This window comes from Limnohabitans sp. TEGF002 (assembly GCF_055395845.1).
The window spans coordinates 1,360,413-1,374,611 of the sequence record NZ_AP029224.1 but is presented as its reverse complement, the minus strand read 5'-3'; the positions used below and the strand labels follow the sequence as shown (position 1 = coordinate 1,374,611).

Sequence of the window (14,199 nt, the reverse complement as noted above, 5' to 3'; positions counted from 1 at the left end):
ATCAAACTTTTTTTGGCAAGCCCCACCTGCCATCCGTCATGACACTGCGCCAGACCACCACCCTTTTTATTTTGAGTTTGTTGATACCTGTCGTTTTTGCGCAGCGCATGTACGACAGCAGCGGACGTGCCTTGGGGCGGGTGGATGCCGAGCGGTTTTACAGCGCATCGGGGCAACAAATGGGGCGGGTCGACGGCGAACGTGTTTACGACGGTTCCGGACGACAACTGGGGCGCATCGATGGGGACCGGGTTTACAACGCGTCGGGCCGCCAGATCGGCCGCATCGATGGCGACCGGCTGTACAGCGCTTCGGGCTCCCAAATGGGCCGCATTGACGGCGAGCGCCTTTATGACGGCTCCGGCCGCCAAATCGGCCGCGCCGATGGCCTGCGGCGCATGCAGATGATCGTGTTCTTTTATTTCTTCATGTGAGACGGTCACTGCTTGCGTTAAAACACAAGCTGATGCAGAGCATCAGCCCAACCATCCCACACGCTCAAGCGTCCAGAACACTCCCAGCACCACAATGGCCGCGGAGCCACCCGCCACCACCACCCAGCGGTAGAACCCGGTATGGCGCAACCACCAAGCCACGGGCAAAAACGCGCCCACGATGGCCAGCTGGCCCAGCTCTACACCGATATTGAAGCCACCTAAAGCGGCCAACAGCGCACTGGCGGGCAGGCCCAAGTCCAACAGCACGCTGGCAAAGCCAAAGCCATGCACCAGACCAAACACAAAGGCCAGTCGCCAGCGTTTGAGGGCGCTGAAACCCAGCAAGTTGTTCAGCGCGGCCAGCACCACCGACATGGCAATGGCGGGCTCGACCAAGTCGGCCGGTGGTGTGAGCCAACCTGTGATGGTCAAGCCCAGCGTGATGGAGTGGGCCACAGTGAAGGCCGTAACAACCGCCAGCACGTCGAGCACCACAGGCCGGACCTGACTGGCTGCTTGCCAATGCACCACCCTTTCACGCGAGGACTGCAAGGGTGCCAGCACCAAAAGGCTGAGCAGGAAGACGATGTGGTCAATACCAATCCAGATGTGCCAAACGCCCTCGATGATGTAACGACCGAACACTTTCAGCGGGCTGCTGTCAGCGCGGCTGATTTGGGCCTCGGGCCTTTCCGGACTGAGCAAGGCGCTGGTTTGGTCATCGCCGAAATCCACCTTGAGCAAGCCGCGGTGCAAACTGTCTTGCGCAAAAATCAAGCCATAACGCAGTGCCAGACGGGCATCGGCCGCCTCTGCCGCAAAAGAGATCCCAGGGCAATTCACAACCCACAGGGCACTCAAGTAAGTGCCATCGGCGTGCTCGCTGGCTTGCAAGTCTGCACGGCCCAAGGCACACTTTTGGCCCGCTGCTGTGAGCACAATGCCCTGACCCAACCAGTCATTCAACTCGGGGCTTCGCGCCTGTGCCTCACCCCAAGTGACTTGGCCATCGCGGTTGGCGTCCAGGTCAAAAATCAAGTCAAGGTCTCGCATGTGGAGATCGGCCCGCAGGGTCAACTCGGGGCCTGACGTGCTGAGCGTGAGGTAGCTGTTGCTGCTGGAGTGTGCATGGGCTAAAGGAGCGGTCAGAAGACTGAACAAAGCCCAAACACTTGCAAGGACCCAGCGACGCAAACAAAAGTTTTGGAGCAACGACATCATGGACGTCCCCCCGTCCAGCTCGGGTGCGACTTGAGCTGCGCCAGCATCGGCGTCAATTGCGGGTCGGCGTAACCAGTTTTTTCGGCCCAGCTGACCACGGGTTCGGCAGCACGGGCTTGGCCCAACTCCAACGCGGCCTGAACAAACAAGACCGCATCGGGCGGTTCTTTTTGCAACTGCCAGTTGTCAATGGACAACGCCAGCCCCGCTTTCAGGTCTCGCCCATAGGCGATTTGGTAAATGAGTTTAGGCCGCTCGATCAAGGCCTCTTGCCGCAGCGCTTGCGACTGGAGCCGCGCCTCCAGCTGACTGGCCAAGCGGGATTCGTCGGGGTCTTTCAGGCCGCGACTGGCCAACACCGCCTGCATCAAGAGCGCATCGGTCATGCTGGCGGTGTTGTTTTGGGCATTGCCACTTCTGTCGGAGGCCATGGCGATGGTTTGGGCTTGACGGTACTGGCCTTGCTGGTTGTGCAGATCGGCCAAAGACAGGCGAATCAGGTGCGACTGCGGGCTGGCTTTGAGGCGTTGCCCCCAAACGGCCAAAGCTTTCGCAGGCTGTCCGGCCACGCGGTGCGCCTCGCCCAAATGGAACCCCAGCCAGTCTTGTGAAGAAGCATCTTGGTAATTGACCGAGCCAATGGCCTGGCTCAGCAACGCCACCGCCGGCAAAGGCTGGCCTGTTCGATAGAGAAGGACCGCGCGGTACACCTTGGCTTCTTCTTCGCCAAACAGCCGACCTATTTCTTCAATGTCTTTTTGGGCCGCCGCCATATCGGCCAAAAGCAAGTGCAAGGCAAATCGCCAAGACCAAAACTCGGCGCGTGCAGGCTCCAAGGCGATGGCACGGTTGATGTCTTGCAAGCCATCCTGGAAATCGTGAAAGCCTTGCTTGACCAAACCCCGCAAAAAATAGGCCTCCGCAGGCAACTCAGCAACCGTCCACCAAGGTGTCAAAGCTGCTTTGGCCGAGCCATACCAACGCAAATCACCTTCTATCAGGCCCAACGTGAAAACCGCCCTGGCATAAGCGAGTGCGGGGGGCAAACTTTGAGGCTGAGCCCGCCAGGCTTTGTCCAAAGCTCGCAATGCGTTTTGACGACCACTGGCCGCGTGCACAGATGCGGACAAAACCACGGCAGCCTCTGAGGGCCGAAAACGCTCTTGGGCTGCAACAGGTGACATGGCCATCACAAGCCCCAACAACGCGGTGGCGACTGCGACTGAAATCGGTCTGAAAGCATCGGAGCAGTGGTGATGGGTTTTGTCCATTGTTTTCATGTGCCTTTGATGCTTGATAGTATGCGTCTGTGCGTTGGCCCACGCCCCCTCACTATTTTTGCTCTTTTTATCAACCTCTCTCCTCGATGGTGTTTCTATGAAATTCGTGATGACTGCTCTCGTTTCCGCTTTCATGTTGGTGTCCATGCCCGCCTTCGCAGGCGCGCACGGCGGCGGCAAAATGGACGACAAAAAAGTCGACTGTTCCAAGAAAGAAAATGAATCCAACCCTGCTTGCGTCAAGAAGTAAACTTTCTTGCCTTTAGGCCTAAACCCCTCTTGAGGGGTTTTTTTACGAGTTGACCGCCATGCATTTCTACGAACCTCACCTGGGCCACCGCCTCAAGCACGACCCGTTCAACGCCATCGTCGGCCCCCGCCCCATCGGCTGGGTGTCCAGCCGCAGCGCCAGCGGGGTGCTCAATTTGGCGCCCTACAGCTTTTTCAGCGCTTTCAATTACGTGCCGCCCGTCATCGGTTTTTCGAGCATTGGGCGCAAAGATTCGCTCAACAACATCGAAGCCACGGGCGAGTTTGTCTGGAACCTGGTCACGCGCGAGCTGGCCGAGGTGATGAACCAGACCTGTGAGGCCGTGCCGCCCGAAGTGAGCGAGTTCGATCTGGCCGGACTGACGCCCGAAGCCTCACGGGTGGTGGGTGTGCCCCGTGTGGCGCAAAGCCCGGTGAGCTTCGAGTGCCGCTGCACGCAGATCCTGCAGCTGCAAGACCTGCAGGGCCAGAAAGTCGAGACCTGGATGGTGTTTGGCCAGGTGGTGGGCATTCACATCGACGAGCGCTTGCTCAAGGCTGGGGTGTACGACACGGCCAATGCCGGGCACATTTTGCGCGGGGGCGGCGCGGCGGATTACTTCACCATCGGGCCAGAGCAGCTGTTCAAGATGTACCGCCCCGAAAGCGGTGCCCGCGACCTGCCCAGGTGAGGCCTTGCTGCTCATTCTGAACGCACAGACCCCGGCAGTGGGTGTCACCTGAGGCGCAGTCCGCGCGCTGGCGGCTGGGTTAATCTGGCCCTTCATCCCAAGCTCAGGACAAAGACATGACCGCACCACTCACAGGACAAGTTGCATGGATCACCGGCGGGGGCAGCGGCATTGGGCTGGCCGGCGCGATGGCATTGGCCAAGGCCGGTGCCCATGTGGTGATCTCGGGCCGCAACGCCGCCACCAACAACAGCGCTTTGTCGGCGCTGCAGGCCGTGGGCAGTGCCGAAGCCTTGCTGCTGGACGTGGCCGACAAGCACGCCGTCAAGGCGGCGGCGCAGCAGATCGTGGACAAACACGGCCGCATCGACATCCTGGTAACCAGCGCGGGCACCAATGCCACACAGCGCAATTTCGACGTGGTCACGCCCGAGGCCTGGGACGATGTGGTGGCCATCAACTTGTCGGGCCTTTTTTATTGCGTGCACGCGGTCTTGCCCGCCATGCGCCAGCAGCAAAGTGGCTTGATCATCAACGTGTCGTCTTGGGCTGGGCTTTATGCGTCCAAGCTCACCGGTCCGGCCTACAACGCCACCAAACGCGCCGTGCTGGCCCTGACCGAATCGATCAACATGGAAGAGTGCACGCACGGCATCCGCGCCACCTCACTTTTGCCCGGCGAAGTGGCCACGCCCATTTTGGACAAACGGCCTGTCCCACCGTCTGCCGAGCAGCGCGAATTGATGGTGCAGGCTGAAGACATGGGCCAGGCCATTTTGTTTGTGGCGCAAATGCCTGCGCGCACCTGCATCAATGAGCTGATCATCTCCCCCACCTTCAACCGCTTTTACACCGGCGGGCTGGAGACACCGCCCAAGCGCTGAGCCCGGCGGCATCTCACCCAGCCCATGAGCCAACTTCTCAGCGACAGCGCCCGGCACCGCCGCATCGGCATTGCGCTGGTCACGGTCACCACCTTGATGTTTGCAGTGCTCGACGCCTCGGCCAAGTGGCTGGTGCTCACGCTGCCCGTGATGCAGGTGGTGTGGATGCGCTTTCTCACGCATTCGCTGTTTTCCATCGCGGTGTTTGCGCCCTCGGTCAAAGGCGATTTGCTGCGCTGGCGGCACCCCCGTTTGCAGCTGCTGCGCGGTTTGATGCTGGCGGCCATGACAGGACTGAACTTCTGGGCCTTGCAGTATTTGCAGCTGGCCGAGACCGGTGCCATGCAGTTTTCCGTGCCGATTTTGATCGCCTTGCTCTCGGCCTGGTGGCTGGGCGAGCGGTTGGACGCCAAGCGTTGGCTGGCGATTGCCGTGGGCTTTGCGGGTGTGCTGGTCATCATCCGCCCGGGTAGCCAAGGATTTCACCCGGCCATCTTGCTGTCGGCGCTCAATGCGGTTTTGTATGCGCTGTTCAACATGATGACGCGTTATTTGGCCAGCAGCGAAAACCCGGCCACCACACAACTGACCTCGGCGGTGGTGGCCACCTTGGTGCTCACGCCCGTGGCGCTGTGGCAATGGCAACAACCAGCCACGCTGCTGGAGTGGTTTGTGATGGCGCTGGCCGGTTTGTGCGGCGGCATTGGCCACTACTTTGTGGCCGTGGCGCACCGCTATGCCTCGGCGGCGGTCTTGGGGCCGTTTTTGTACCAGCAGATCTTGTACATGACGGTGCTGGGCTGGCTGGTCTTTGGCCAGGTGCCCGACCTGGCCGTGGTGCTGGGCGCCTTGGTGGTGGTGGCCAGCGGTCTGTATTTGCTGTGGCGTGAGTTTCAAGGTCAAAGCGAGCAGTGATCGCCCCACGGTAACGCAGGTTGGGGCCCAGCAGCGCAGAGTCAGATCGGTGACACAAAGCCAGTCGCCCAGCGCACAAGATGCGTAGCACGCATGTTGCGCTTGGGCCGTCATCACAGGAGTCCTGCATGTCTACTTCTCCCCGCTGGAAACAACGTCCACCCGGCTCGAACTGGGGCGACTTCGGACCCGACGACCAATGCGGTCGCATGAACCTCTTGACGCCTGAGAAGGTGATGCAAGGCATGCAAGAAGTCCGCACTGGGCAGACCTTCAACCTGAGCCTGCCACTGGATTTTCCGGGCGGCAACGTGCTCAACCCCAGGCGTCAACCGCCCGTGCTGCGTCCGACGGTGCGCGAGGGCAAACCCAATATGAATTACCAGCTGTGGTGCGACGAGCCGGCCTGCACCGATGTGGTCTGCGACGACCTGGTGATCATGCACTTGCAGTACAGCACCCAGTGGGACAGCCTGGCGCATGTGGGCTCGATGTTCGACGCCAACGGCGACGGCGTGCCCGAGCCGGTTTATTACAACGGCTTTCGCGCAGGCACCGATGTGGTGGGCCCCAGCAGTGGATCGGGGGCTGGCATTTTTGGTTTTCCGGAGATCGCCCGCGAATCCACCTCTTCGGCCAAAGCCTTGGGCATCGAGAAGATGTCCGAGCGCTGCGTGCAAGGCCGCGCGGTGATGATCGACCTGCACGCCCATCTGGGACGCGAGCGGGTGCGGGTCGGCTACGACCTGCTGATGGACATCATGCGCCAAGACAGCGTGGTGGTGGAGCCCGGCGACATGGTGTGCCTGCACACCGGCTTTGCGCAGATGCTGCTGGAGATGAACAAACAGCCCGACCCGCACGCGGTGGAAAATTCATGCGCCGTGCTGGAGGGGCGCGACGAGCGGCTGCTGCAGTGGATCACCGATTCGGGCCTGGTGGCCCTGATCGCCGACAACTACGCGGTCGAAGGTTTGCCCGCCACACCCCGCCCTGGCAGCTGCGCGGCTTTGCCCTTGCACGAGCATTGTTTGTTCAAGCTGGGCGTGCACTTGGGCGAAATTTGGCACCTGACCCCCTTGGCCAACTGGCTGCGGTCTGCGGGCCGTTCGCGCTTTTTGCTCACCGCCCCGCCCTTGCGGCTGCCCGGGGCCATTGGCTCACCGGCCACGCCGATTGCCACGGTGTAATGAGCTGTGGCGGTGGGCCTCAATCGATTTGTGTTTGGGCCAAGGCACCTGATTCCACCAGACGCCGGATCGCCCCAGCCACTTGCTCTTCGCGGCCCGCAAAACCGTGCTGTGTAAACGCTTGGCAGGCCTCACCACGAAAACCCGATCCACCGGACACCGATGCCAAGCCCACGCCCCATTTGTCAGCGATGGCCTCGGCGTCCCGGTGGTAAGTCATCGGGCAAGGATCTTGCCGATGGTGAAAGATGAATTGCGGGGTTTTAAAAGGTCCAAATTCAAGCCCTTGGTCTCTGGCCTTGCTGTAGGTGCCCGCCGTGTGGACGATGCCGGCATAGAGGTTTTGGCCGTGCTTGAGCAAGCCTGCGGTGGTGATCACCCCTCGGCTGGTGGACACGGCCCAGATGTGCGCCAAGCTGGGTATTTTCCTTTGAACCTCTTGAACCAAAAGTGCAATGTCTTGCGCCCGCTCGGCTGAAGCTTGGTAGTTGTCGGCGCACAGGGTTTCAAAATCAGACCGGCAGTCGAGCAGCAAGGTGACGACCTGAGGGGACAACAGGTGATGACGGGCACGCACCAAAAAATTGCCGTTTTGCCGGGTGGTGATTTGCCCCGCCTCGTTCAAGCGAGGCCGGATCACCCCGGGATGCCCCGACACCACCACCATCAGTTTTTGAGGCGCCATGGCCGAATCCAGCCTAGACAACACGCCTTGCTGGGTGAACCCCTGGGGGGTCTTGACGGTGACAATCTCTTCGATGATCCGGGCGGGAGCGCTCGCCGAATCACTGGCCACGGCGACGCTCGACACCAGCGCCCAATGAAAAGCCAAGCCCCATAAGCAAATTTTGCCCACCATCACCAACTCCTTTGAACGCGCTCACGCAAAAAATGCCCTCCATTGTGACCTTGCTGGCGACACGCCGAATCCTGAATGTGACTGCCCAAATGGGCTGGGCATGGTGGAATAGGCCCTGCCCCCAAGCCCCCTCTGGAGACGGACCATGGTTCATTATTTTGACGAAGCCCGCGTGCAGCAACTGTTGAGCGTGCCCGATCTGCTGCAAGGCGTGCGAGAAGCCCTGATGGCGCTGACGCTGGGCCAAGTGGTGCAGCCGCTGCGCATGGTCATGCCCATTGGCGAGGCGTCCAACGATGGTCTGCTGTTTTTGAAGCCCGCGCAGCTGGGCGATGCGCTCAGCACCAAACTCATCACGCTGGTACCGGGCAATGCACAAAAAGGCTTGCCCACCTTGCTCAGCACCATCGTGCTGATGGATCCGGCGACCGGCCAAACCTTGGCGGTCATGGAGGGCAACACCATCACCGCCATGCGCACAGCGGCAGCGTCTGCCGTAGCAGCGGACGCCCTGGTACCGCACACCCCACAGGTGGTGGCCATGCTGGGCAGCGGCGTGCTGGCCCGCAGCCACGCCCAAATGCTGCGCGCGGTGCGCGAGGTGTCTGAGATTCGGGTGTGGAGCCCCAACGCCACCAACGCGCAGCAGTGCGCTCGTGACATCGACGGTGTGGCCTGCGCCAGCGCCGAAGAGGCGGTGCGCGGCGCTGACATTGTTTGTACCGTGACCAATGCCAGCGAGCCGGTGCTGCAAGGCGCCTGGCTCAAGCCCGGTGCCTTTGTGGCGGCTGTGGGTGCGCCCCGCCCCACTTGGCGCGAGCTGGACGACGCCGCCATGGCCCACTGGGTGGTGGCCGACCAGCGTGAAGCGGCAGAGAAAGAATCGGGCGATGTGCTGCTGTCAGGCGCCACCGTGGCTGCGGAAATCGGCGAGATTTTGTGCGGCCGTGTGGCGCCACCATCAGCGGGCACCACCATCATTTTCAAATCACTGGGTCAGGCGGTGGAGGACACGGTGGCGGCACGACTGGTCTACCGGGCGGCCTTGGCCGAAGGTGCACGAACATGAACAGCACCGATGTGGTGATCGTGGGCAGCGGCGTCATGAGCGCGGCCACAGCCTATTGGTTGACCCGTTTGCAGCCGGGCCTCAATGTCACGCTGATCGAGTCAGACACCCGTTACGAAAAAGCCTCGTCCTCGCTGTCGGCCAGCTCGATCCGCCAGCAGTTCACCTGCCCCGTCAACATCAGGCTGAGCCAATTCGGCATCGCGTTTTTGCGGGAGGCTGAAGCGCATCTCGGCCTGCCCGATCACCCACTGGCGCTGGGCTTGCAGGAGCCCGGTTATTTGTACTTGGCCCAGCCTGAGCAAGTGCCCGCGCTGCAAACCGCGCACCAGATCCAAAAGCAAGCCGGGGCCGATGTGGCCTTGCTCGCCCCCGAAGCCCTGCGTCAGCGCTACCCTTGGCTGAACGTGGACGATGTGGCGCTGGGCAGCCTGGGCTTGAGCGGAGAAGGTTGGTTTGACGGCCCTGCCCTGCACCAAGCGTTTTTGAAAAAAGCCATGGCGCAAGGTGTGCAGCGCCTGCACGACCGGGTGGTGGGCCTGGACCACACGGCAACGCAAATCACGGGCGTGCGTTTGGCCAGTGGCGGCACCCTGCCCTGCGGACAGCTGGTGAATGCGGCGGGGCCTTGGGGCGGAGAAGTGGCGGCCATGGCCAGGGTGCCGCTGCCGATTGAGGCGGCGCGGCGCACGGTGTTTGTGCTGTCCTGCCCCGAACCGCTGCCGCAATGCCCTTTGCTGATCGACCCCACGGGCTGGTGGCTGCGACCTGAGGGCCGGTTTTTGATCACCGGCGCAGAACCTTTGCACACCGAGCCCGACCTCCCGCTAGAGCCAAACTGGTCGGAGTGGAACGACGAACAATGGGCGTCGCTCGCGCACCGCATTCCGGCGCTCGCAGCACTGCGGGTAGAGCGGGCATGGGCGGGTTATTACGAGATGAACACCTTCGATCACAACGCCGTGATCGGCCCGCACCCTGAGCTGGGCAATCTGTATTTCATCAACGGCTTTTCGGGCCACGGCATGCAGCACGCTGCAGGGGCTGGTTTGGCATTGGCCGAATGGATGCTGCTGGGCCACGCGCAAACCATTGCAGTGGAGGAGCTGGGCTTTGAACGCCTGGTACAAAACCGCCCACTGCGCGAGCTGGCGGTGATCGGCTAAGGCTACAGGTCTTCTCGCGCTTCGATCTGCAGGCGCTGCACCACCGAGCCCCGCGTGAACGCCACCGCCCGGATGCGCAGGGCAGGACCGGCTTCGAGCACCACACGGCAGTGGTAATCGAGCCCATCGGTCTGGCCCGGGCAGCTGCTGGCGATGCGGCGGTGCCATTGTTGCTTGCCGTCAATCTCCAACGTCAACGCGTGCCAAGCCTCGGCATGGTCTTCGGGCACACGCACCAGCAAGCTGACATCAATGTCAAATGTGCGTGCACGTTTGAGTGCGCCGGGAATGTTGAGCACAGCCACCGCATCGCCCACCTCGGTGCGCCACAACTCGGGTTTTGCAAGCAGGGCCATACCGCTCAGGCTTTGAGCAAGGCCTGCAATTCGCCACTGTCGATCAAGCGGCGCAGGTCATCGGCCCCACCCACCAAGGTGCCGCGCACAAAGACCATGGGAAACGTGGGCCAGCCGGTCCACATTTTCAGGGCATTGCGTAAACGCCACTGCGAAAAATAACTGCCGAATTCAATGTACTCGTGCGCCACACCCGCTGCGGCCAGCGCCTTGCGCGCTTTGCCCACAAAAGGGTTGCCCGACAAGCCGACCACCACCACAGCGTGCTGGGCGATGGCGTTTTGCACCTGTTGGATCACGGGCAGGTGATGCTCGGCAATGCGTTGGCGGATGGCCGGATGGATGGCCGATTCGGCGAGAAGAGGTCTGGTCATGGAAGTCCTTGGATAGCCAAAAAAGATGTGCCGAGAAATTGGACCAATATTTCAGGCTTGGAGGGCATTGGCCCCGTCGTGCATGAGTTGGGCAATGTTGGCAGACCCCAGCAACTGGATCGGGCTGCTGTTGGCCAAGTCGATCGCCGCCTGACTGAAGACGCCCAGACTCATACAGGAGCACGAAAAAGCATCCCGGCTTTCACGCGCCGCCAGCAATTCGCGCAAATGCTCTGCGCCCACGGTAGCCGCTTTCCAGCGCTTGGCGCTCACCAAGGTGATGCGGCCATTTTTTTCGATTTGGAAATCGGCCGGGCCGTCTTTCAAACGGGTCACCACAAAGCCCTGCTGCCTGAGCGCTTCTTCGACCAGCACCGAAAAATCACGCCAGCCCATGCGCCGCGCTTGCTCAACCAGTTCTTCGATACGACTGGCCGAGATGGCATTTCTTTGCCGCCAAGCAGCCATCACACCGATCACAAAGAAAGGAAAGGCACCCAGCATGCCCGCTATTTTGTAGGCCTCAGGCAGCAAAGCCCCGGCCACCAAGGCCACGCCGAACATCACCAAAAAGCTCACCCACCACGGGGCGCGTAACAAAGTCGCAAAGAGCGACTTTTCGGACATTTTGAATTTCATGGGCAATCAGGAAGAGGGGTACCCCATACGACTCAGGGCGGGTCAACAGGCCGGTACTGGCAGCGGCTATCGAGTGTAGCGGCTCCCATGTCCCGCCCCGAGTCCCGGCTGACCTTTTCCCTGAAATAGCACGACGAATTTCAGCTCAGCAAATGGGACTGACGGGCTGCGCCCGTCAGTCGCCTCACCCGCCTCATCGATCAATCCAGCGTGACGCCCGCGTTCTTGAGCACCTGGCCAAGACGCACCGTCTCTTTGCGGAACAAGTCGCCAAACTGCGCCGCCCTGCCGCCCACCACGGGCATACCGATGGATTCCCACTTTTTCTTGAATTCAGGCTCGCTGAAGCAGGCAAGAATATGGCGGCCATAAGGGGGAGGCTGAGAGTGCGACAACGCAGCTGCTGCATTTCCGGCGCTTGTCTCCCGTGAAATTTGAATTTTTCAAGCCGCAAAAAATGCTTCACGCGCCTGCTGTGCGGTGTAGAGGCTGCGCCCCAGAACGCGCGCCGAGTCGGCAATCTGCCGCACCAGGGCGGCGTTGTCGGGCGCGACTTGCCCGTCGTTGAGCAAGAGGTTGTTTTCAAACCCCACGCGCACATGACCGCCCAAAGCGGCAGCAGTGGTGGCACACGCGTGCTCACCCGCACCAAAAGCGCACATGGACCACGGCTCGGTGCCGATGTGGGCCATGACAAAGGGCAGCAGATCTTGAGGCACGGAGGTTTGCCCCACCGAATAGCGACCCAGCACAAACAAGAGCGACCAAGCCGCATCGGGGATCACGCCTTGTGCGCGTAAAGCTTGCCAGCGTTGCAGATCGGCCACGTCGTACAGGATGACCTGGGTCATCACGCGCTCTTGGGCCAGCCAGCCAAAGAACTGCGCCAAACCGGTTTCACCGATCTCGGGCTGGTCCACTTCGCGCAGGCCCACCGACACGGCTTCGGGCTTGAGCGTGGTGACCATGGCGATTTGCTCGGGTGCTTTGTACACACGCGCCGCTTCGCTGGTGACTTGGATGATCAGTTCATCGCCCACGGCTGCCTTGACCGCTTGCTGTGCGTCGCGGTAGCCCTGCACGTCCAGGCTATGCCCGCCTTGCGCATCGCGGATGTGCATGTGCATCATGGCTGCGCCCGCATCGAGGCACAGCTTGGCGGTCTGGCCCAGCTCAGACGACGTGATGGGCAGGGCCGGGTGGTCAGGCCGTTGCTTGTACGCGCCATTGGGTGCGACGGTGATCAAAAGGGGATGAGAAAAAACAACCATGGTTTGCCTTGTCGAAAACTTGGAAGAGAAATCAATCGAGAGGGTTCAGCGGCGGCAGCTCGCCCGCCAGCAGGTCCAGGCCCTGGCGCAGCAAGCGGTCGTAGCGCTCGCGCTCGGCCTTTTGGGTCTCGGGCGTCCATGTGAAAAAGCCCTGCCCCGTCTTCATGCCCAGATCGCCCCGAGCCACACGCTCTTGCAAAACGCGGGCGGGCTCCGCGTTCACCGCCAGGCTCGGGTACATGCTGGCGGCTGCGGCCGTGTGCACTTCCAGGCCAGCATGGTCGCGCTGCATGACCGGGCCAGCCGCCAAAAAGCGAAAACCAAAACCAAAGCGCACCGCTGCGTCCACGTCTTCGGGTGAGGCCACACCTTCGTCGATCAGGGCAAAGGCTTCACGCGCCAAGGCGTGCTGCATGCGGTTGGCCAAAAAGCCGGGTTTGTCCCTGCGCACCAGCACCGGCACGCTGCCGCAACCGCGCATGAAGTCGCACAGTTGCTCGGCCTCTTGCACATTCGACTGAGGGCCCAGCACCACCTCGACCAGTGGCACCAAATGCGCAGGCATGAAAAAGTGCAGACCCAACATGCGTTCGGCGGTAGGCAAGCCCTCGGCGATGGCGCTGATCGGGAAGCTGGAGCTGTTGCTGCACAACAGCGTCTCGGGTGCGGCCAGCTGGGCCAAGCGGGCAAACAGCGCTTGCTTGAGCGGCAGTTTTTCGGGAATGCACTCAATCAAGAGGCTCACACCAGGCCAGCTCACGTCGGTCAAATCCGCCACAGCTTGCACGCGTTCGGTGCGGTGCGCCATGCCCAGGGGCTCCAGGTTGTGGCGCACATGCGCAGCCAGGGCTTGGCGCTTGATCGGGTCGGGTTCGATGACGGTGACTTGGCTGCCGCCACGGGCCAGCACGATGGCCACGTCCATGCCCATGGTGCCACCGCCCACCACCACGGTGCGGGCTTGATGAGGTTTTGAAGAAATCATGAATCGGGGTCGCCGGAAGTCAAAGTGCGCTGAGTCTAGAAAGCGAAAACACTTTCGTCCAGCCGTTTCTTTCACCTGGACTGAGCCGACGCAGATCAAATAGACTCCGGCCGCTGAAGATCCCCCTCAAAAAGCACCTCCATTGCAAGTCGTTTGACTCGCTCTGGCATGATCGAACGCTTGTACCCCTGCACAAGAAAAAACACCGTGAACGGGCGGCCCGACTCTGGACGACATGCGTGAAAAAAACTGACCCTCACTCCGGCTTGGCCACTTCTCTGTCAGAGGCTGATGTGTCGGGCATCATCGCCATGGCCTGGCAGGATGACACCCCTTTTGAAGCGATTGCCTTGCAATTTGGTTTGACCGAGCCCGAGGTCATCGCCTTAATGCGCGCGCAACTGAAAGCCAAATCGTTCAGGGTCTGGCGCATGCGGGTGCGGGGCCGAACGACCAAGCACCTGGCCTTGCAGCAATTTCGGCAGCCGCGCCACGGTAGCGCTGACAGCACCGCAGGATCGGCTGCAACGCACGCGCTGCAGGCTGCACAGACGCTCGAAGACTTTCCTCTGCCACCCTCACCCATCACGCGCCAATCCCTTGGCTGATGGC

General features: G+C 61.4%; 18 protein-coding genes. 9 read left to right on the top strand and 9 right to left on the bottom strand.

The features are described from left to right. The first annotated feature begins 38 nt into the window (after positions 1–38). Entirely contained in the window at positions 39–434 is a 396-nt protein-coding gene (locus tag ACZ5SR_RS06925; protein ID WP_464450822.1) for a 5-fold beta-flower protein, read from the top strand. Between the two features lie 42 nt (positions 435–476). On the opposite strand, the gene ACZ5SR_RS06920 is transcribed toward ACZ5SR_RS06925, so the two are convergent. Continuing rightward, complete coding sequence (locus tag ACZ5SR_RS06920) at positions 477–1,490, bottom strand: HupE/UreJ family protein (RefSeq protein WP_464450821.1); 1,014 nt, start codon at positions 1,488–1,490, stop codon at positions 477–479. 164 nt (positions 1,491–1,654) lie between these two features. Further along, on the bottom strand, positions 1,655–2,929 hold the full coding sequence (locus tag ACZ5SR_RS06915) for a tetratricopeptide repeat protein (RefSeq protein WP_464450820.1): 1,275 nt from the start codon (positions 2,927–2,929) through the stop codon (positions 1,655–1,657). 118 nt (positions 2,930–3,047) lie between these two features. On the opposite strand from ACZ5SR_RS06915, the gene ACZ5SR_RS06910 reads away from it, so the two are divergent. The 5 genes from ACZ5SR_RS06910 (at position 3,048) to ACZ5SR_RS06890 (ending at position 6,868) form a co-directional block, all read left to right on the top strand. Next, positions 3,048–3,188 (top strand): hypothetical protein, encoded by a 141-nt coding sequence (locus tag ACZ5SR_RS06910; RefSeq protein ID WP_322992866.1) that lies wholly within the window; start codon positions 3,048–3,050, stop codon positions 3,186–3,188. 58 nt (positions 3,189–3,246) lie between these two features. Continuing rightward, entirely contained in the window at positions 3,247–3,879 is a 633-nt protein-coding gene (locus ACZ5SR_RS06905) for a flavin reductase family protein (protein WP_464450819.1), read from the top strand. Between the two features lie 116 nt (positions 3,880–3,995). Then, complete coding sequence (locus ACZ5SR_RS06900; RefSeq protein ID WP_464450818.1) at positions 3,996–4,763, top strand: SDR family oxidoreductase; 768 nt, start codon at positions 3,996–3,998, stop codon at positions 4,761–4,763. Between the two features lie 24 nt (positions 4,764–4,787). Continuing rightward, positions 4,788–5,678: a DMT family transporter gene (locus tag ACZ5SR_RS06895; RefSeq protein WP_464450817.1), complete on the top strand. Its 891-nt coding sequence runs from the start codon at positions 4,788–4,790 to the stop codon at positions 5,676–5,678. A gap of 128 nt (positions 5,679–5,806) precedes the next feature. Next, positions 5,807–6,868 (top strand): cyclase family protein, encoded by a 1,062-nt coding sequence (locus tag ACZ5SR_RS06890; protein WP_464450816.1) that lies wholly within the window; start codon positions 5,807–5,809, stop codon positions 6,866–6,868. A 19-nt stretch (positions 6,869–6,887) separates the two neighbouring features. Here the strand turns inward: ACZ5SR_RS06890 and ACZ5SR_RS06885 are convergent, their stop codons facing one another. Beyond that, positions 6,888–7,727, bottom strand: a complete 840-nt coding sequence (locus ACZ5SR_RS06885) for a hypothetical protein (protein ID WP_464450815.1) — start codon at positions 7,725–7,727, stop codon at positions 6,888–6,890. 145 nt (positions 7,728–7,872) lie between these two features. Here ACZ5SR_RS06885 and ACZ5SR_RS06880 point away from each other — a divergent pair, with 145 nt between their 5' ends. Both ACZ5SR_RS06880 and ACZ5SR_RS06875 read left to right on the top strand, forming a co-directional pair. After that, on the top strand, positions 7,873–8,796 hold the full coding sequence (locus ACZ5SR_RS06880) for an ornithine cyclodeaminase family protein (protein WP_464450814.1): 924 nt from the start codon (positions 7,873–7,875) through the stop codon (positions 8,794–8,796). Further along, entirely contained in the window at positions 8,793–9,962 is a 1,170-nt protein-coding gene (locus ACZ5SR_RS06875; RefSeq protein ID WP_464450813.1) for an NAD(P)/FAD-dependent oxidoreductase, read from the top strand. The genes ACZ5SR_RS06880 and ACZ5SR_RS06875 overlap by 4 nt, the downstream gene beginning before the upstream one ends. Before the next feature lie 2 nt (positions 9,963–9,964). On the opposite strand, the gene ACZ5SR_RS06870 is transcribed toward ACZ5SR_RS06875, so the two are convergent. From ACZ5SR_RS06870 to ACZ5SR_RS06845, 6 genes are all read right to left on the bottom strand, one after another. Beyond that, entirely contained in the window at positions 9,965–10,318 is a 354-nt protein-coding gene (locus ACZ5SR_RS06870) for a hypothetical protein (RefSeq protein ID WP_464450812.1), read from the bottom strand. Positions 10,319–10,323: 5 nt separating this feature from the next. After that, entirely contained in the window at positions 10,324–10,692 is a 369-nt protein-coding gene (locus tag ACZ5SR_RS06865) for a glutaredoxin domain-containing protein (RefSeq protein ID WP_464450811.1), read from the bottom strand. Positions 10,693–10,743: 51 nt separating this feature from the next. Continuing rightward, positions 10,744–11,331, bottom strand: a complete 588-nt coding sequence (locus ACZ5SR_RS06860; RefSeq protein WP_464450810.1) for a restriction endonuclease — start codon at positions 11,329–11,331, stop codon at positions 10,744–10,746. A gap of 200 nt (positions 11,332–11,531) precedes the next feature. Then, positions 11,532–11,726, bottom strand: a complete 195-nt coding sequence (locus tag ACZ5SR_RS06855; protein WP_464450809.1) for a hypothetical protein — start codon at positions 11,724–11,726, stop codon at positions 11,532–11,534. 48 nt (positions 11,727–11,774) lie between these two features. Further along, entirely contained in the window at positions 11,775–12,602 is an 828-nt protein-coding gene (locus ACZ5SR_RS06850; protein ID WP_464450808.1) for a beta-keto acid cleavage family enzyme, read from the bottom strand. A gap of 31 nt (positions 12,603–12,633) precedes the next feature. Then, a complete protein-coding gene (locus tag ACZ5SR_RS06845; RefSeq protein ID WP_464450807.1) occupies positions 12,634–13,587 on the bottom strand; it encodes a 3-hydroxyacyl-CoA dehydrogenase family protein in 954 nt (317 codons plus the stop codon). Positions 13,588–13,826: 239 nt separating this feature from the next. Between ACZ5SR_RS06845 and ACZ5SR_RS06840 the strand changes: the two genes are divergently transcribed. Continuing rightward, positions 13,827–14,195: a TIGR03643 family protein gene (locus ACZ5SR_RS06840; protein ID WP_464450806.1), complete on the top strand. Its 369-nt coding sequence runs from the start codon at positions 13,827–13,829 to the stop codon at positions 14,193–14,195. Positions 14,196–14,199 lie beyond the last annotated feature (4 nt).